At 47.6% G+C, this 18,434-nt stretch carries 14 protein-coding genes; 8 read left to right on the top strand and 6 right to left on the bottom strand.

Annotated elements, in window-relative coordinates:
* Window positions 1-46: 46 nt before the first annotated feature.
* Window positions 47-1,393 (top strand): DEAD/DEAH box helicase, encoded by a 1,347-nt coding sequence (locus FH974_RS20990; RefSeq protein WP_047885785.1) that lies wholly within the window; start codon window positions 47-49, stop codon window positions 1,391-1,393.
* 82 nt (window positions 1,394-1,475) lie between these two features.
* Here FH974_RS20990 and FH974_RS20985 read toward each other — a convergent pair whose 3' ends face one another.
* The 3 genes from FH974_RS20985 to pdhA are packed head-to-tail and all read right to left on the bottom strand — an operon-like array spanning window position 1,476 to window position 4,709.
* Window positions 1,476-2,648, bottom strand: a complete 1,173-nt coding sequence (locus FH974_RS20985) for a dihydrolipoamide acetyltransferase family protein (RefSeq protein WP_047885784.1) — start codon at window positions 2,646-2,648, stop codon at window positions 1,476-1,478.
* A complete protein-coding gene (locus FH974_RS20980) occupies window positions 2,645-3,628 on the bottom strand; it encodes an alpha-ketoacid dehydrogenase subunit beta (RefSeq protein WP_047885783.1) in 984 nt (327 codons plus the stop codon). Before FH974_RS20980 ends, FH974_RS20985 begins: the two co-directional genes overlap by 4 nt.
* On the bottom strand, window positions 3,621-4,709 hold the full coding sequence (gene pdhA, locus FH974_RS20975) for a pyruvate dehydrogenase (acetyl-transferring) E1 component subunit alpha (protein WP_047885782.1): 1,089 nt from the start codon (window positions 4,707-4,709) through the stop codon (window positions 3,621-3,623). Before pdhA ends, FH974_RS20980 begins: the two co-directional genes overlap by 8 nt.
* A gap of 397 nt (window positions 4,710-5,106) precedes the next feature.
* Here pdhA and FH974_RS20970 point away from each other — a divergent pair, with 397 nt between their 5' ends.
* From FH974_RS20970 to FH974_RS20960, 3 genes are all read left to right on the top strand, one after another.
* Entirely contained in the window at window positions 5,107-5,565 is a 459-nt protein-coding gene (locus FH974_RS20970; RefSeq protein ID WP_047885781.1) for a hypothetical protein, read from the top strand.
* 372 nt (window positions 5,566-5,937) lie between these two features.
* Entirely contained in the window at window positions 5,938-6,372 is a 435-nt protein-coding gene (gene trxC, locus FH974_RS20965; RefSeq protein WP_047885780.1) for a thioredoxin TrxC, read from the top strand.
* Between the two features lie 71 nt (window positions 6,373-6,443).
* Complete coding sequence (locus FH974_RS20960; protein WP_242551900.1) at window positions 6,444-7,421, top strand: cation diffusion facilitator family transporter; 978 nt, start codon at window positions 6,444-6,446, stop codon at window positions 7,419-7,421.
* A 178-nt stretch (window positions 7,422-7,599) separates the two neighbouring features.
* Here the strand turns inward: FH974_RS20960 and FH974_RS20955 are convergent, their stop codons facing one another.
* Window positions 7,600-7,875, bottom strand: a complete 276-nt coding sequence (locus FH974_RS20955) for a nitrogenase-stabilizing/protective protein NifW (RefSeq protein ID WP_047885778.1) — start codon at window positions 7,873-7,875, stop codon at window positions 7,600-7,602.
* Between the two features lie 1,152 nt (window positions 7,876-9,027).
* Here FH974_RS20955 and FH974_RS20950 point away from each other — a divergent pair.
* The gene (locus FH974_RS20950; protein ID WP_242551899.1) at window positions 9,028-10,635 is read left to right on the top strand and encodes an EAL domain-containing protein; all 1,608 of its coding nucleotides are present in this window, start codon (window positions 9,028-9,030) and stop codon (window positions 10,633-10,635) included.
* A 186-nt stretch (window positions 10,636-10,821) separates the two neighbouring features.
* Here FH974_RS20950 and nagZ read toward each other — a convergent pair whose 3' ends face one another.
* Window positions 10,822-11,826 carry a beta-N-acetylhexosaminidase gene (gene nagZ / locus FH974_RS20945; protein ID WP_207103732.1) on the bottom strand — a complete coding sequence of 335 codons (1,005 nt, stop codon included), beginning with the start codon at window positions 11,824-11,826 and terminating at the stop codon, window positions 10,822-10,824.
* A 231-nt stretch (window positions 11,827-12,057) separates the two neighbouring features.
* Here nagZ and FH974_RS20940 point away from each other — a divergent pair, with 231 nt between their 5' ends.
* Window positions 12,058-12,540 (top strand): DUF1097 domain-containing protein, encoded by a 483-nt coding sequence (locus FH974_RS20940; RefSeq protein WP_207103731.1) that lies wholly within the window; start codon window positions 12,058-12,060, stop codon window positions 12,538-12,540.
* A gap of 128 nt (window positions 12,541-12,668) precedes the next feature.
* Here FH974_RS20940 and FH974_RS20935 read toward each other — a convergent pair whose 3' ends face one another.
* On the bottom strand, window positions 12,669-13,604 hold the full coding sequence (locus tag FH974_RS20935; protein ID WP_047885775.1) for a precorrin-2 dehydrogenase/sirohydrochlorin ferrochelatase family protein: 936 nt from the start codon (window positions 13,602-13,604) through the stop codon (window positions 12,669-12,671).
* Between the two features lie 298 nt (window positions 13,605-13,902).
* Between FH974_RS20935 and FH974_RS20930 the strand changes: the two genes are divergently transcribed.
* Both FH974_RS20930 and FH974_RS20925 read left to right on the top strand, forming a co-directional pair.
* Window positions 13,903-15,024 carry an efflux RND transporter periplasmic adaptor subunit gene (locus FH974_RS20930; RefSeq protein ID WP_047886310.1) on the top strand — a complete coding sequence of 374 codons (1,122 nt, stop codon included), beginning with the start codon at window positions 13,903-13,905 and terminating at the stop codon, window positions 15,022-15,024.
* 2 nt (window positions 15,025-15,026) lie between these two features.
* The gene (locus FH974_RS20925; protein WP_207103730.1) at window positions 15,027-18,179 is read left to right on the top strand and encodes an efflux RND transporter permease subunit; all 3,153 of its coding nucleotides are present in this window, start codon (window positions 15,027-15,029) and stop codon (window positions 18,177-18,179) included.
* Window positions 18,180-18,434 lie beyond the last annotated feature (255 nt).

The raw sequence follows: 18,434 nt of genomic DNA, 5'->3' as shown, positions 1-18,434 counted from the left end.
TGTATTGTTTTTGTTCATCTGAGAGCATCTTAACCGGAGCACCATTTTGCAATTTAACGATCTTGGATTAGACCAGCGCCTGATTTCAAAACTGAACCACCTGGCGTTCTATAAACCAACTGAAATTCAACAAGCTGCGATTCCTGTCGGTATCCTCGGCAAGGACGTGCTGGCTTCGTCTAAAACGGGCTCCGGTAAAACCCTGGCATTCTTGTTGCCAGCTATGCAGCGTATGTACCGCTGTAAGCCATTCACTCGTCGTGATCCTCGAGTGCTGGTTCTGACGCCAACCCGTGAACTGGCGAAGCAGGTTTTTGCTCAGCTGAAAACGCTAAACGCTGGTACACCGTATGACGGTGCTTTGATTGTTGGGGGTGAAAACTTCAATGATCAGGTTAAAGCTCTGCGTAAAGACCCGATGTTTGTTATTGCCACCCCGGGTCGTCTGGCTGACCACCTTGAGCACCGCAGCACACATCTGGATGGCCTGGAAATGCTGATTCTGGATGAAGCGGACCGTATGCTTGATCTGGGTTTTGAAGCGCAGTTGCGTCGTATTCACGAAGCTGCAAATCACCGTCGCCGTCAGACACTGATGTTCTCCGCGACACTGGATCATGCCGATGTGGTCAGCATCGCGAGTGATATGCTGAATGCACCAAAACGCATTTCTGTCGGCCACTCTGCCGAAGCGCATACCGACATTGCTCAGCGTTTCATGCTGTGTGATCACCTTGATCACAAGCAAGCGCTGTTAGATAAGTTGCTGGAAACAGAAGATTACGATCAGATGATCATCTTCACGGCGACACGAGCAGATACTGATCGTCTGACAACACTGCTGAACGAGCGCAAACTTAAAGCGGTAGCGTTGAGTGGTGAGATGAACCAGACTCAGCGTAACAACATCATGAGCCAGTTTGAGCGTGACTGTCATAAAATTCTGGTGACGACGGATGTTGCATCACGTGGCTTGGACATCAGCAAGGTTTCACACGTTATCAACTTTGACATGCCTAAACATGCTGAAGAGTATGTTCACCGAATTGGTCGTACGGGCCGCGCCGGTAACAAAGGTGATGCGATTTCTCTGGTTGGTCCGAAAGACTGGAAGAGCTTTAAAAATGTAGAAGCTTTCCTGCAGCAATCGATTGAATTCACAACACTGGAAGGTCTGGAAGGCAAGTTCAAAGGCTTGAAACCGGCACCGAAGAAGAAGTTTGTGAAGAAGAAGCCGGGACCAAAAGTTCAGGCACCTAAGAGCGACAAACCAGCTGCTGACAAACCGAAGAAGAAGATGGATAAGCGCTTCTACGACAACATGGCTGTGGGTGATAACGTGTTTGTGCCTAAAAAGCGCAAGCCTGAAACACCGTCTGCTGACGAAGAGTAATACAGCGTCAATCAAAGACCACTCAATGAAAAATGCCAGTCAAGTGACTGGCATTTTTTTGTGTTTTGCTTGAGTGTCTCGGTTAAGCGTATGGTTGCTCAAGGTGTTTAGCCAGCGCCCTCATAAAGCGCGCTGCTTCACCGCCGGTACAGGCTCGGTGATCGAAGGTCATCGACAGCGGCAAGACTTTCACCATGACCGGTTTGCCGTTTTTCAATGCGACGCGTTCAATAATGCGTCCGGCACCAACAATGGCGACCTGAGGTGGCGTCACAACCGGTGTGGCATAAATACCGGCGATAGCGCCAAAATTCGACAGGGTGATTGTCGCATGTTGAAGTTGATCACGGCCAATCTTGCGCTCACGAATACCTTTGACGGTTTCGTCCACCCACTGACGAATAGCGTTAGCCTTGTACTCATCCGCATTTCTCAGCACGGGTACATATAAGCCGTGTTTGCTGTCAACGGCTACACCAATGTTGACGGTCTGATGTACACAACGGGTCATGGTTTCAGCATCGAACCAGGCATTGAGTGCCGGCTCTTGCTGACAGGCATCAACAATGGCTAATACCAGACGAGCTGTAATATCTTCTCCCGGCTTCCATTGTTCCAGCGTGGCATCTTCAGTAATGGTTACCGCTGCAATCTGCTTGTGCGATTCCGCCATGGCGCCCACCATTGTGCGACGGGCACCTTTGAGGACTTCAGTACCAGGCAATTGTTTGTCGCAGGCGTTATACACGTCAGCATCAATAATCACACCCGAAGGGCCTGTTCCTTTAATGGCATTCAGATCCACGCCCAGCTTTTGTGCCAGTAAACGTGCAGAAGGCATAGCTGTAAGCTGGTGAACAGCAGCCGATTCACGCTCATTACCAACCCAGAACTCATCGACATTCACCGCGTGTGCATGACTGGCGACACTGCCGACAACGGTAGCGGCATCCGCTTTTTTCGCAGTTGCGTGTGTAGCAGCCTGGCTGGCTTTCTGTTTCACAGTTGCGGAAGCTGCTGTTGCATCATCAATTTCCAGCAACAGACTGCCGATATTGATCACATCACCTTCTTCCCCGTGACGGTTGACAATTTTGCCGCTGTATGGGGCAGGGACATCAACGGTGGCTTTAGCGGTTTCAACGGTTAGCACGATTTGATCAACTTCGACGATGTCACCGACTTTGACGTGCCATTCAACAATTTCAGACTCTGCCAGACCTTCCCCTAAGTCAGGGAGCATAAATGTTTTCATTTCCAACCCTCCACCAGCTCGCGCGCCGCTGCAACAATATCTTCTTCCTGAATCATGAAATAATCTTCGTTTCGGTAATAAGGCATGATGGTATCCGGCCCGGTCACCCGCTTAGGTGGGGCTTTCAGCAGGCACATGTCATGTTCTGCAATACGGGCGAGGATCTCAGCGCCGACACCACATGTCTGGCAGGCCTCATGCACAACCAGTAAGCGTCCAGTCCGCGCCAGTGACGCCGTAATGGTTGCCATATCGAGAGGTTTAATTGTGGCTACATCAATCACTTCAGCTTCAATGCCTACATTGGACAAGGCACTGGCAGCTTTCAGTGATTCCACTACGCAGGCCCCCCAGGTCACCAGTGTCAAATCGCGGCCTTTACGCAGCGTAAAACAGGTATTGAGTGGTAAAGCCTGACCGTTATCGATCACTTCGGATTTCACCGTGCGATAGATACGTTTTGGCTCAAAGAACATGATTGGATCGTTACTGCGAATTGCCGCCAGCAATAACCCGTAAGCACGCTGAGGTGAAGAGGGGATAACCACACTCATGCCGGGAGTATGAGCAAATATAGTTTCCACGCTCTCAGAGTGATGCTCCGGTGCATGAATGCCCCCACCATAAGGGGCACGAAAAACTGCCGGGCAAGTCAGACGACCACGGGTACGGTTACGCATTCGCGCCGCATGGCAAATCAGATGTTCCATTGCCGGAAAAACAAAACCCTGGAACTGAAACTCAGCGACCGGGCGTAGCCCTTGTGTGGCCATACCGACAGCTACGCCGCCAATCAGGGCTTCGGCTAACGGTGTATCAATGACGCGTTTCACGCCAAACTTATCTTTCAGGCCAACGGTAGCTCGGAATACCCCACCGTTATCGCCCACGTCTTCCCCAAGCACAACAACATTCGGGTCGTGTGTCATTTCATGATGGAGCGCGAGGTTGACCGCTTCCAGTAGAGTAATTTCAGCCATGCTGGCCTCCCTGCATGCGCATTGCTTTATTAATGATGAGATCCCGTTGTTTGAGAAGTTCTGAGTCTAACGATTCGTAAAGGAAATCAAAGGCAGACTCAGGCGGCTGAGGGATAATCGCCAGGTATTTTTCGACAACATTTTCGATGACATCCTTGCAATGCTGTTGCCATTGTTTGTCTTCTTCATCTGACCACGCTGATTGCGAAACCAGGTACTTTCTCAGACGGGAGATAGGTTCGTACTGCCAGGCTTGCTGGAGTTCATCTTCACTGCGATAGCGGGTGGCATCATCAGCCGTGGTGTGATCACTGAGGCGGTAACTGACCGCTTCAACCAGAGTGGCTCCTTTTCCTTTCCGAGCTTTGTCCAGTTTTTTCAGCAACACGTCATACATGGCAACAATGTCGTTACCATCGACGGTGATCCCTTCAATACCTGCACCTTTGGCTTTATCAGACAGGAATTCAGCACCGCACTGAATAGTACGGGGAACGGAAATGGCCCATTGGTTGTTGTTGATGACAAATACCAGAGGGATGTTCCATGCGCCCGCACAGTTTAAAGATTCCAGAAAATCCCCTTTGGACGTTGCGCCGTCACCACAGGTAACAAGTGCAGCATGATGTTGACCCTGAATTTTCAGGGCAGCGGCAACGCCGACAGCATGTGTACATTGGGTTGCAATTGGAACGCAGTATGGCAGATCCCGGCAATGTTGATCGTTGGGAGAGAAGTCGCTGCCGCGTTCATCGCCGCCCCAATATTGAAGGTTTTTTTCCATACCAATGCCGCGTGCCCACATAGCAGGCAAGTCACGATAGTAAGGAATGAAAACGTCGGTGGATTTCAGTGCGCGACCTACCGCAATACCGATCGCCTCCGCACCCAGACCTGATGGGTAAGTACCCAATTTCCCGGTGCGTTGCAAAGCAACAGCTTTGTTGTCATAGGTGCGCGCCAGCACCATATCACAATAGAATCCTTTCAATGTGGCAATATCAGCCCACGCTGGCAGGGGATTTACCAGTTGACCCTCATGGTCAATAAAGCGATGCATAGGCATAGCCTGGACATTCATTGTTAGCTCCTTCTGTAGCTGCCTCAAAGAGGCGGACAGCAATGCAAAGAGCGCGCCGGGGTAGACAATAATTAGTTTGGGCACTGCATGGCGCACTCGATAGTAGTAATTGTAATCAAAATGTTAACGCCTGCTTTCAGTTGTTAAATTAAAATGAGTAAATAATTCTGTACACTTTGCTTTTTGGCAGCAGAATTGAATAAGCCATGCGACAGTTGTCTGACTCTTGAGACTTAGCGTTGTTACCCGGCGGTATCCGTCCGGATGGCGCATAATTACTGGCAGTCTAGGTAAAATGTGGGCACATTTCGGACAGGGTAAGACAGGATGTTGAAAGTCGATAAAAAAGGGTGACAGGTGTGCCTTGATTACCTGAAATCAGTCGTTTAGGTGTGCTATGAAAGGGTTCAGTTGTTTTGGGTTGTTATTCCTGGTTGCAGCCTGTACTTCTCAGGATAATATAGGTGATGTTGCAAATCAGAAAGCACAATATGTTAACGGAGAGTGTTACCATACCGGTGCGATGCAATCATTAACCGCATCCTTTGATCAGTATATGGATGAGCGAAATAGTGAGCTGAAATCGCTTCAGCCTGAATTAAGCGCAGAAAATTATGAACAGCTGGATTATGCGCTGAAACACTTTGTTAACTATTGGCATCAGTTGGAGCAGGAGCGTAATCAGGCTTGCGAGCTGCATGCCACCTGTCAGTTTGTCTGGCTAAAAAGTCCGGATTTACAGCGTGACAATGATTTTTGTGACGGGACAGATTTTGAATACAGTGTCAGCAGAGCGAAGCTGATTAATTTCTTTAATGACATCGAAAGGCTGCAACTTGAAAAAGCCGTGCCGTAAATTACCGTTATCTGGTCACGCTCTCGGGTAAATCGGTCTCTGGATTTGGCTGTAACGACGTGCATTCCGGGTCAGATTGGTCCCGGCAAAGCCGGGTTACAGCAAAGCCGGGCTACAGACTGCAGGCTTACTGAATGCACTATACAGAATTACGGCATTCAGAAAACTTCTTACAGAAGAAGCGTAACAAAGCGTTGGGATGACGTTAGACGGGCGCAAAAACGCAAATTAAGCGAAAATTGTGGGTGTTCAGTCAGGGCTTAGGACAGGCCGTCGAGACGGTGAAGGCAAAACACAGCCAACAACCTTGGGCAGTGTTGCTTTATTGGTATTTCTGGTACAATCAGGCGTCTTTGGTCAGTTTCATCTTTTATGTCTTCATTCTCGGTAACCTGTCCGCATTGCGGGCGCTCTGCGGCATTAATGCCGAACTCTTTGTCAAACACACCTGATTGTCAGGGCTGTCAGAAACCACTTCTTGATGGTAAACCCGTTGAGGCTGATGCAAACCAGTTAACGCGTTTAATCCAATCGCCCAAACCGGTTGTGGTTGTTTTCTGGGGGAATCAATGCACCCCGTGTCAGACATTTAAACCCATTGTTGATCAGGTCGCGGCTCAACATCGTAATCATTACCGCTTTGTTCGTGTTAATTTAAATAAAAACAAAGTGTTGGCACAAAAGTACCGAATTCGTGGTGTACCGACTATTCTGATATTTAAGAAAGGTAAACAGCAGGCCGCATTACACACCGCGTTGCGAAAAAATGAATTTATTCGCTGGCTGAAGGATGCGATCCCTGCTTGATGGCATGTAAGCCATTGTGCTAATAGTATTAATGTAACAATCCTTTCGGATACTTACATCAAAGAAATTCAATGAATTATTCATCATTAACCCAGGGCTTATCCGGCCCAATCAAGATAAATGAGGAGGAGATTATGGCTACTAGCCGTAAATTTAGTAAGGAGCGTCTGGCGCTTAAAATGTCCCTGGCTGGTACTGTTGTTTTAGCCAGTCTCGGGGTGGGGTATGGATTGTATGTCGGATCCAATGCCATTCTTCTCGACGGCATGTTTTCACTTATGAGTATGGGGATGACAGGCCTTAGCCTGTATACCGCCTATCTCGTTGCAAAGCCTGACGATCATCACTTTCAGTTTGGTTATGCTCATATTGAACCGCTTATTAACGTCGTCAATGGCTTGCTCATCTTAGTGACCTGTTTGTTCGCGTTTATTAATGGTGTGCAAACCATTGTCAGCGGAGGACATGATATTGTCCTCGAACATGCGTTGATTTATGCGGTTATGTCGACTTTCTGTTGTTTTGGTATCTACTTTGCTGAAACGCATATTGCCAAAAAAGTGCAATCTGAGTTGGTGCGAGTAGACTCACAGGAATGGCTGATTGACGGTATACTCAGTGCGGCAATTTTAGTCGGCTTCTTACTTGTAATGGCCCTGGATTCGTTGGGATATTCTCAATGGAACCGCTATGTGGACCCCATTCTGGTATCTGCGCTGTCTCTGGCGGCTGCAGTACTGCCAATTACTGTTTTACGTCGTAACCTGAAAGAAGTGCTTCTGGTTGCCCCGCAAGACGGTGTCCAGAAGAAAGTTGACCGTGTGATCGAAAAACTGGCGGAAGACTACCATTTCGAAGATTACACGCATCACTTTGCCAAGACAGGTCGTCAGTACGATCTGGAAGTGAATATCTTGGTTAAAGATGAAAAATATTGGACAACCACAAGACAGGATCAGGTTCGTCAAGTGCTTTGGGATGCTCTGCATGATCAACTCGGAGACACCTGGTTATCTGTGACCTTTACGGGACAGGCTCGTTGGCTCTAAAACTAACTTGTCTCATATAGTCAGTGATTGGTAGTGATAAAAAGGGCGGAAACGCCCTTTTTTAATGCGCTTGCATTATGTGCGTTATGTCGATTTAACGGTACGTGTTAAGTGGACAACACATATTACTGAAGCAAACATCTGCTAATGAAGGGGATGGGCGAAACCCAATGCTTAATCAGCGTCGTTGGCAAGATGTACATCCCCGACATGCCTGCCGTGTATGTTTGTCCAACCGAGATCGCTGAATTTTGCAGTAGGCATTTTTCAGGGCACGACGCGCAGCAAACCAGTCTTTAGGTTTTTCCAGTATCAGATAGCCATTAAATGACTTCACCAATTGGATTCGGTACTCATTGATAAACTTGCTATCGTAGCCAATGTCAAAGTAATCGAGGGCTTGCTCGATAGACGTAAAATTAGCAACGACGCTTTGAATGTCAGTTTTACTCATATTTGGCGCATAGAGTCAGTTCAGGCAGAGAAACTATCATAGGGGGAATGAATCGGCTTTGATTTAGTTCCTATTATTGTGTATTTTCTTGGGTATGTATTCAGCTGCTAAAGCGTCTCTCGAACACGGTGAGAGGATTTCCTCTTGATTGCTTACTGTCCGTTGCTGTTGCCGGGCGGAAACGGTGGTTGAAATGACGGCAATTTTCGTAAAATTAGATTATCTAATTTGAGACACTAAGAATAATCACTCATTCTTATCTGGTTATTTTTTCTCAATCAGAACAGAATATATAGGTAAGTTATCTGCCTGACAGTTACCCATTTTTACATGCTGTTTTGTGCCTTGTGACACGTTATTTTGGTACGCATACCAAGTGCTTTTATCGCTATTCTGGAAATTGTGCAATAACGTAAAATTATTGTTCATTGTGTCACAGTGCGATAACAATTCAGTAGATCTTTTGTTCGGTTCAGGTATCTTATTTCACGTCTAAAAATTGGCTTTGATGTGTGGGAGAGGCAATTTTTAGACCTTTGGTTTGATGTGTTGGCAGCTCTATTAAGAGCATAATCTCAAAGGTTTAAGGTATTCTCATGGAAACCCTGTTAGTTGTAGCATTCATCGTCGGTGCAGTATTCATCATTTTGAAAGAAAAACGTTGCACCAAAGATTTGGATTACTCTCGGGACTCCCTGTAATCGAACACGCTCGACATTGCAGTTAACCGTTAAAGCGCCTGAGGGCGCTTTTTGTTTTTATATTGCTTTGTAACGAGCATGTGTGGTTTACGTCTTTGCCGTACATAGCTGAAAGCTGTTAGACACGATAGATGATTTTGTATTAGCCATTGTGGTGAAGCAGGCAAAATCATCTGGCGTTAAAAAATCTGGGCAGCAAGAAAAGTTTTAAGTTTACACCTTTTCTATCAATCGGTTATCACTCACGGTTGTGACCTATATCTCGACAAATTGTTAAATGCACTCTTGTTAATATGCTCTTTAATGAATATTGTTATTTGCCTGCTTCGTAAATGTCACCGGGTTGTTCAATCCTGATGTAATCCGATGAAAAAACAGATACCGAGCGAATCGATTAGTTGATGATTCTGACCCTGTCGTCAGGATTGTTTGGTTTGAGTTTGCGGTAAATATGCAATTGAAAGATTTCTGCCATCTTGATGACGGTATCAGTCGTCGATTTGGAACGTGGATGACGCAATACCATTACGTTTCCCTTATTTTTGTTCTGAGTATCGCGTTTGCCTGTTCCTTGTTTAATGGTTATGCCTCAAGGCAATATGTTCGATATTTAGTTGCTTCTGATGTGGAACAGACCTTAAGTTATTATTCCAGCCAGATTACTCACTATCCTGAAAAGCTCAGTCAATTAGCCTCCGTCTTTGAATTTAATTGCCTTGAGCAGGATCGTCGCCAACTTCAGCAATTAACCTATCACGATTATTTGATTCGCCGGATGCGTTTACAGTTGCCGGATGGCCGTCATTGCAACAGCATGGAAAGTATTGAACCGGAAAGACAACTACTTCCTTTGGTGTCTCCGCTCAGAGAGGGCGTTGGGTTGTGGGTGGCGAACGAAGCCCACAGTAACGAACAGTTGCTGGTCGTAGAGAAGCACGTTGAGAAAGGCAAGTTGTTGGTATATCTCGAACCGCTGATCTCAGATTCACTCCGAGATAAGTACTGTACCAGTTGTTTGCTGGTGGCGGTGTCCGCTGAATTGAATCCGACTGTGGTGCTGATGCGGGGCGATATCAGCCTGTTACAGACCCCGCCACTGATGAGTTTCCCGTTGATCGATAGACTGACTGTAAAAGTCTATGTTCAGTCCGCTTTAATGGATAGCTATCGCCAGGCTTTCTGGTTGCCGCTGTTTTTAATGGGTGTTTTTCTGGGGGGAGCGATTCTTGCTGGTCACCGACTCATTCAAAGTCGTAAGCTCTCGCTACATGCACTGGTGGATGAAGGTCTGGCGAAGCAGGAATTTATTCCTTTTTACCAGCCTATTGTCGATGTGGCATCAAACACCCTGTACGGCTGTGAAATGTTGGCGCGTTGGCAGCGCCCTGATAATGAAATGATTTCTCCGATGGAATTTATCCCTTACGTCGAGAAAAGTGGTCAGATATTCCCTATTACCGATCAGCTCATCACCAAAGCGGTGAACGAAATCAGTAAACTGAACTGGCAGCAAACACAACAGGTACTCAGCATTAATGTGATTCCAGACCATCTGGAAAGCCATGAAATCATGGAAAAGTCACTGGCGCTTTTGTACCGTTCTCAGATATCACCACGGCAAATCGCATTTGAAGTCACAGAGCGAAAGCAGTTTACGGATTTGGCAATGGCGTCAGATGTGATTGATTTGCTCAGAAGTAAAGGGGTAGACGTCAAGCTGGATGACGTGGGGACAGGGTATGGAGGGTTTAGTTACATTCAGCAACTGAACATCCGGAGTCTGAAAATCGACAAGATGTTCGTTGAGACCATTGGGACCAGTGATATCAAACTGTCACTCCTTGATTCCATCATTGCTTTTGGCCGGGAGGCTGGAATGGAAATGATTGCAGAAGGCGTTGAAACGCTGGAGCAGTCAATGTATCTGGCTCAGCGGGGAGTTAATTTACAACAAGGTTTCTACTTTGGTAAGCCAATGAATTTTCAGGATTTCGCGTATTTCTGTAAGTCGATGGCGGCAAACCGGCGGACAGGGGATGATCCGGTGGAAATGGGTTAAGCCAATAGGCTAATAACAGTCGTCTACATTAAAAATTTTGATTAAAGATTTTGATTATAGTTTTTGTTAGTGAATGGCCGCATCATGCGGCCATTCAAATGGTTGAAGCGCTCGGTGTCTTGTAATAAAACACTGCTAAGCCCTTCGAAATGATCAGCACCCAGAGCGCCGCTCATCACAGATTGATCAGGCGTTTTTTTCGCGCCATTCTTCTGTTAAGCGAGAAATACGTTGTTGCGTTTCCTGCCACATGCGCGATGCGGTGAGTTCGCTGTATTCTCCGGTCGATTTTTTACACAGTGTCTCTAGGCTCGGTACCTGCGTTTGCGGCAGCCCATCCAGAGCCTGGATGGCGCCTTCGCGGTTATTGCAAAGCATGACCATATCGCAGCCTGCTTGCTGTGCCGCGATAGCCCGGTCACCATAACTACCCAGTACGTCTGCACCCTTCATGTTCAGGTCATCAGAAAAAATGACACCATTGAACTTCAGGTCATGACGCAGTACTTGTTTAAGCCAGTATTCAGAACCGCTGGCTGGCGCGCTATCGAAGTGGTCGAAAACGACATGTGCTGGCATCATTGCATCCAGCAGATTTTGTTCAATCAGCGCTTTAAAAACCGTCATATCGTGAGATTTGATTGAATCGCGAGAATCAACAGGCGTTTCCAGATGAGAATCGGCGATCACACCGCCATGGCCCGGGAAGTGTTTGCCGGTGGCTGCCATGCCTGCCTGTTTCATTCCTTTGATAAATTGGCTGGCATAGCGAATCACTTGCTGAGGCTGATCCGAGAATGCGCGATCACCAATTGCTTTACAGTCAAAACCAAGATCCAGTACCGGAGCCAGACTCAGATCAATATCCATAGCCAGTAGTTCGGCTGCCATCAGCCAGCCACCGTCCTGTGCCAATTCCAACCCCTGTGCGTGAGACGCAAATGCTTTGGCAGGAGGAAGCAAGGTAAATTCATCACGGAAGCGTTGTACTCGGCCACCTTCCTGATCGACAGCAATCAGAAAAGGTCGATTTGCTGTTTTGCGGATCTCTTTGGTCAGCGCTCTGAGTTGCTGACGGTCGTGGTAGTTGCGTGCAAAGAAAATGATCCCGCCGACAGTCGGGTGCTGGATAATTTCACGATCTTCTGCATCAAGTTCATAGCCTGAAACATCAAGCATTAAAGGACCCATAAGGTCTCCTCAGGTAAGGCCATTAATGGTTCCCATTATGCCTTAAATGGAACGTGGTAAACATAGTGGCGATGATAAAGGCGATGGCTGCTTTGATTAACTTTAAGTGATGCCGGTCACTTTTAAATGAAAACTAATGATAACAATTAAGTAAAAATGTGATCTGTATTGATGTTGAGGGCGGGTGAATTCATTACACTGCACCCTTAGCAAACATTGAGAGAGTGGGATATGTCTGTACTAGTGGCGATTGCAATTACAACCGGAATCTTATCTGGTGTGTGGGGCTGGGTTGCTGTTTCTTTAGGGCTTCTGAGCTGGGCGGGCTTTTTGGGCTGCACAACGTATTTCGCGTCCCCTAAAGACGGAATCAAAGGGCTTGGCCTGAGCATTGCTACCAATATGAGCGGCGTATTCTGGGCTATGATGATCATCTATCTGTCACAGCTGGCAAGCCTTGAAATTATTGGTTACGTTGTCACTGCTTTTGTCGCGTTTTTGATGTGTGTGCAGGCAAAGAAATCGTGGTTGAGCTTTATTCCGGGGACGTTTATTGGTTCTTGCGCCACATTTGCCGCCTCTGGTGACTGGAAGCTGGTAGTACCTTCACTGATCTTGGGGGCCGTATTCGGCTATACCATGAAAACCTCTGGTCTATGGTTGCAGCAGCGGTTGGCACCCAAAACGAACCTGGCTACGGCAGAGCAAAACTGACTCTCACAAAGAAATAAAAAATATAGAAATAAAGAAATAGAGTTAAAACGATTTAATAATGCCGCCCCGAAATGGGCGGCATTTTTATTTCAGGATAATCACTATCAGGATAAGTGTTTGCCGGAATGTCAGAGGCAAGGAATATGCTGTGCGACAGTGAGTGTCTTAAGCGGCCTGAATACTTTTTCAGCGTCCACCTTATTTGCCAGAACACAAACCCTGAACCCGTCGCTGAGATGTTTTTCAACTTGATTAAACAGGCTTTGTTCGTCATAAGGGGCGCGGTCGGCATCACGGCGACATAAATCAACAAAGATATCTTCTGCTTCTCCGGGAAATAGGACAAATTCCGATTGCTGCATCAGACGTAGGGCCTTGAGAGTCAGGAGTTCGGGATCGTCGCCGGTTTCAATAAGATACAAAGCGCCGCCAGAAGGGGCGGTTGCACATAGCAGGGTTGTAAATACCTCGTCGAGTTCATGTTCACAGTTGGCCAGCTCAACTTGGGGGTGACGAAAAAAGCTCTCCCAGAATTTCCGCCGTTCATCTACCGTCTTGAAGTGTTCCTTGATTCTGTCACGCTGTTTACCCGCATAGTCAGCCAATAGACTGAGATTCTGTGGCAGTTGTGTTTCCAGCTTTTCCCTCAAAAACCGAACCAGAACCGGGGATGCACCGCCGCTGGATACCGCAACTTGGATCGGGCTTCGGTCAATGATCGATGGGGTAATAAAATGGCAGTACTGGCGGTCATCAACCACATTGGCCCAGATCCCCCGGGCTTCCGCATCGGAATAAATGGATTGGTTGAGAGCACGGTTGTTGGTGGTTACCCAAACCTGATCGGCGTGGTCGAGTACTGAAGGTTGGTATACGTCATTATTCCAGTGAATTTTTCCAGCTTGTTCCAGTCGTTCCAGATGCGGGTGCAGTTCGGGGGACGTCACTGTGATATCGGCGTCAGCCTTGAGCAATAAGTCGACTTTCCGGCATGCCACTTCGCCACCACCAATAACACTGATTTTTCTGCCTTTAAGTGAGAGAAAAATGGGAAAGTAGTCCATTAAGTTGATTCCTCATTGAATGGTGGATGTTATTAATTTGCTGATTATTAAGGAGGCTTTTTCTGTTAGCCAGTATAAATTGGTGAAAATATGGCTTACGGAAACATTTGGAAACAAATTAAAATTTAAACCTGTCTCTGAGCTGAAGACATTCAGCTTCTATTAAACCCTCAATTGTTAGTGTTTCCGCACGATTTTTATTCTCCCCTGAATATGGGCATTTTCGCCTGAGTAGTGCAAAGCCTCGGTCACTTCTCTGGATTTATGTTTATTTTATCAATTATATATGGTCGGCAATATGAATAAAAAATTAGTGATTGCAACACTAATCAGCTCAGCCTTGCTTGTTGGTTGTGGTGAGCAATCTACAGGTCAAGCACCAGCAGCTAGCCCACTGGTTGTGGCGCAGCCGGTGACGGTGATTGACTATCAACAGGGTAAACAGTTTGTGGGCAGAACGGAAGCCATTGAAGATGTGGCCATCTCTGCGCAGGTATCCGGCTATTTGAAGTCACGCTCTTTTAAAGAAGGGGAGATCGTACACAAAGGTCAGGTACTGTTTGAAATTGAACCGGCAGCCTATGAAGCTAAACTGGCCAGTGCCAAGGCAGCCATCGCTCAGGCGGAAGCCTCATTGAAACGCGCAAATCTCGATTGGCAGCGAGCAGAGAACTTGTTGCCCAAAGGAAGTATCAGCAAAGCGGAGTATGATCGTCTGACGGCAGAAAAGCTGCATGCAGAAGCGCAATTGAAAGCGGCCAATGCACAGGTAAAAGCGGCGGAGGTGGACTTGTCTTATACCCGAATTTCTGCGCCTTTTACCGGCCGAATCAGTGACAGCAAAGTGAGTATCGGCGATCTGGTTTCACCGGGCTCCGGTATTTTAACTACGTTGGTCAGCCTGGATCCGATACAGGCATCATTTAATGTCAGTGAGCGTCAGCGTCTGGAGTTGGGGATTGACAGCCTTGATGGGGCGGGTCGGGGACAGAACGATGTGGAAGTGGTACTGACTCTGACAAATGGCGAAACATACAGTGAACTGGGTGTGGTGGACTTTATCGGAAACCGTATTGACCTTAAAACAGGCACCATTGCAATGCGCGCCAATTTTGCCAACCCGGATCAGGAATTGTTACCCGGTCAGCATGTTCAGGTATTTTTGCGTGAAAAAGAGCCGGTTAAGCGCATGGTCATCCCTCGCCGAGCGGTGCAAAGCGATCTGGAAGGGGATTTCGTCATGGTACTGGCAGAAGGGAATATCGCTGAACGCCGGAATGTTGTGCTGGGACCTCAAACTGAACATGGTGTGATCATTACCGACGGCCTTGCGGACAGTGATGTGGTTCTGACTAAAGGTTTGCAGCGTGTCAGAAACGGCATGACAGTTCGACTGGAAAACGATGAGGCGCAGGAATAATCATGCTAAGTCGATTTTTTATTCAACGACCTAAGTTTGCGTTGGTCATCTCCATCATTCTGACTCTGGCCGGCCTGATTTCACTGCTGAATCTGCCAGTGGCGGAATACCCGAAAATCAGCCCGCCATCGGTGTCTGTTACGGCGTACTATTCTGGTGCCAGTGCAGAGGTTGTTGAAGAAGCGATTGCCGACCCGATTGAAGCGTCTGTGAACGGCGTAGAGAACATGATCTACATGTCCTCAAAAAGTGCCAATGATGGCTCGTACAACCTGAACGTGACATTTGATATCGGTACCGATCCCGATATGGCGCAGGTGAACGTGCAAAACCGGGTTTCTCAGATTGAATCCAAGCTTCCGGCTGAAGTGCGAATGGTCGGGGTTACCGTAAAAAAACGGTCACCGGATTTGTTGATGGTGCTGAACTTTTATTCGCCTGATGGAAAATACGATGACCAGTTCCTGATTAACTACATCAACCTGAATGTGAAAGATCAGCTGGCTCGTGTTAAAGGTATCAGTGAAGTTAACGTCATCGGTGGTGGCGAATACTCAATGCGGGTCTGGCTGAATCCGGAAAAAATGGCCAACCTGGGCATCACGACTGCGGATGTGAATGCTGCGCTGGCCGAGCAGAACGTACAGGTTGCTGCCGGTAAAGTGGGCGCGCCGCCATACAACAATACCCAGGAAGTGCAGTTCAACCTGGTGACGAAAGGACGACTGGAAAGCGTTGCTGAATTTGAGGACGTCGTTCTGCGCGCCAACAATGATGGTTCAATGGTGTATCTCAAAGATATCGCACGTATTGAACTGGGTAAGAAGTTCTACGACGGCAATGGTAAATTCCGTAATCAACCGGCGTCTATTGTTGCGCTGAATCTGCAATCCGATGCCAACGCACTGGACAGTGGCAAAGCGGTGATGGAACTGTTGGATCGGATGAGCGCAGATTTTCCGGAAGGAATGGATTATGAGACCAGCTACGATACCACTTTGTTTGTATCTGAATCGATCAAAGGGGTTGTCAAAACCCTGATTGAAGCGATTCTGCTGGTTATTGCGGTTACCTACCTGTTTCTGGGGAGCATGCGTTCAACGCTGATTCCTGTCGTGGCCATTCCGGTTTCGCTTATTGGTACTTTTGCCATCATGCTGGCGACAGGCTTTACCATCAATACTGTCACGTTGTTTGGTCTGATTCTGGCGATTGGTATCGTTGTGGATGATGCCATTCTGGTGATCGAGAACGTCGATACCAATATGAAGCATGATCCAAGCCTGACGCCCCGCAAAGCAACGTTGATTGCGATGAAAGAAGTGACCGGGCCGATCATTACGTCCACGTTGGTGTTGTTAGCCGTGTTCCTGCCGGTCGCAATGTTACCGGGGATCACCGGTATCATGTATCGCCAGTTTGCGCTGACAATCTGTATTTCGGTTGTTATTTCCTCCATCAATGCCCTGACTCTGTCACCGGCTTTGTGTGCGCTGGTCCTTAAGCAAGGGGGAGAAAATAACGCTCGCTGGTTTACGGTGTTTAACCGTGGGCTGGATCGTATCACACATAAATACGGTGTTATTGCCGGATTCCTTGTCAGGAAAACGGCGGTATTGGTGGCGTTCTTTGTGTTGGCGGTTGGCGCAGTGACTTACTTGTCCAACACCACCTCAACAGCGTTTGTACCAACGGAAGATAAAGGCATTCTGCTGGTCAACGTACAGCTGCCGGATGCCGCTTCGCTATCGCGTACCGAAGAGGTGACCGAAAAGCTTCAGGCTATTTTGGATCAGGAACCGGGTATTGAAGGGATCACCGTGGCCAATGGCTATGCGTTCCTCACCGGTGCTGCCGCATCAAATGGCGCTTCACTGTTTATTAAACTGAAAAGCTGGGAAGAGCGCTTGGCAATGAGCGGTGATCACTCATCATTTGCGATTTCAAACCGGATCAACGGCCGCGCAGTATCAGATGTTCCTGAAGCGGTGGTGTTTGCTATGGGAGCGCCAGCGGTGCCGGGAATGGGCGCTGCATCGGGATTCGAGTTTGTCCTGGAAGACACATTGGGTCGCAGTCGTACTGATCTGGCAAAAGTAATGGGAGAGCTGATTCAGCAGGCCAATGCACAACCTGAAATTCAGTACACCTTCAGTACGTTCCGGGCCAATGTACCGCATTTCTACATTGACATAGACCGGGTGAAAGCTAAACAGCTGGGCATCCCATTGACGGATATTTTCCAGACGTTACAAGGTAACCTTGGTTCAATGTATGTGAACGATTTTACCCTGTACGGAAAGAATTTCCGGGTAACGGTACAGGCTGACAGCGATTACCGTGACAGTCTGGATACTTTGGAACGTTTTCATGTCCGTTCATCATCCGGCGAGATGATTCCACTCAGTACCCTTACGTCGGTTGAACAGGTATTTGAGCCTGATGTGGCATGGCGTTATAACATGTACCGCGCAGCGGTCATTCAGGGTAGTCCGGCACCGGGTTACTCAAGCGGCGATGCGATTGCGGCAATGGAACGGGTAGCGGCTGAGGTACTGCCTCAGGGCTATCAGTATGAGTGGACGGGGATGGCCTATCAGGAAGTACAGGCTGGTAATCAGGCGATTTACGCGTTTGCTCTGGCACTGATATTTATTTACCTGTTTATGGTCGCGCAGTATGAAAGCTGGAGTATTCCGCTGGCAATTATTCTGGTTGTGCCTGTGGCAACGTTAGGCTCTTTCCTGGCGTTGGCATTAACCGGCACACCGCTCAATCTGTATGCTCAAATTGGTCTGGTACTGCTGATCGCTCTGGCGGCGAAAAACGCCATCTTGATCGTAGAATTTGCCAAGATTGAGCGGGAAGAGAAAGAACTGGATATTGAGCAAGCATCGGTTCGCGGCGGTAAATTGCGTTTCCGTGCGGTAAACATGACTTCCTGGTCATTTATTCTGGGGATTTTACCGCTGATTTTTGCTTCCGGAGCCGGACATATCAGTCAGAACTCACTGGGGATCTCATTGACTGGCGGGTTGCTGTGTGTGCTGCTGGCGGGTACGTTCCTGATCCCGGGTTTCTTCGCGCTGGTTCAGCGTCGCCGTGAAAAATTCCACGGTGGGTCAACGCGCATTGCTCCGCTGGAGGATGAGTGATTAAACAATCGGTGAAAAAAGCTTGAGACGAAAAGGGTCAGGTAAGGTTTGAGATACACGCCGAATACGGAGGCGATAAATCCTGAGCTATGAATTATAGCCTGACAAGTCCCTGATATTTATCTTGTGAAATATACTGAAAAGGCCAATCAGAATACCTGATTGGCCTTTTGTTTAAGGGGGAAATGTTATCTGGGATGGATGATAAACGGAATAGCGTTGAGCGGTATCTATTAGTGTTGTAAATCATATTTT

The sequence above is a fragment of the Photobacterium ganghwense genome (genome assembly GCF_017329545.1).
Lineage (GTDB): Bacteria > Pseudomonadota > Gammaproteobacteria > Enterobacterales > Vibrionaceae > Photobacterium > Photobacterium ganghwense.
The sequence above is the reverse complement of the archived record's forward strand: the minus strand, read 5'-3'. Positions and strand labels throughout refer to the sequence as shown.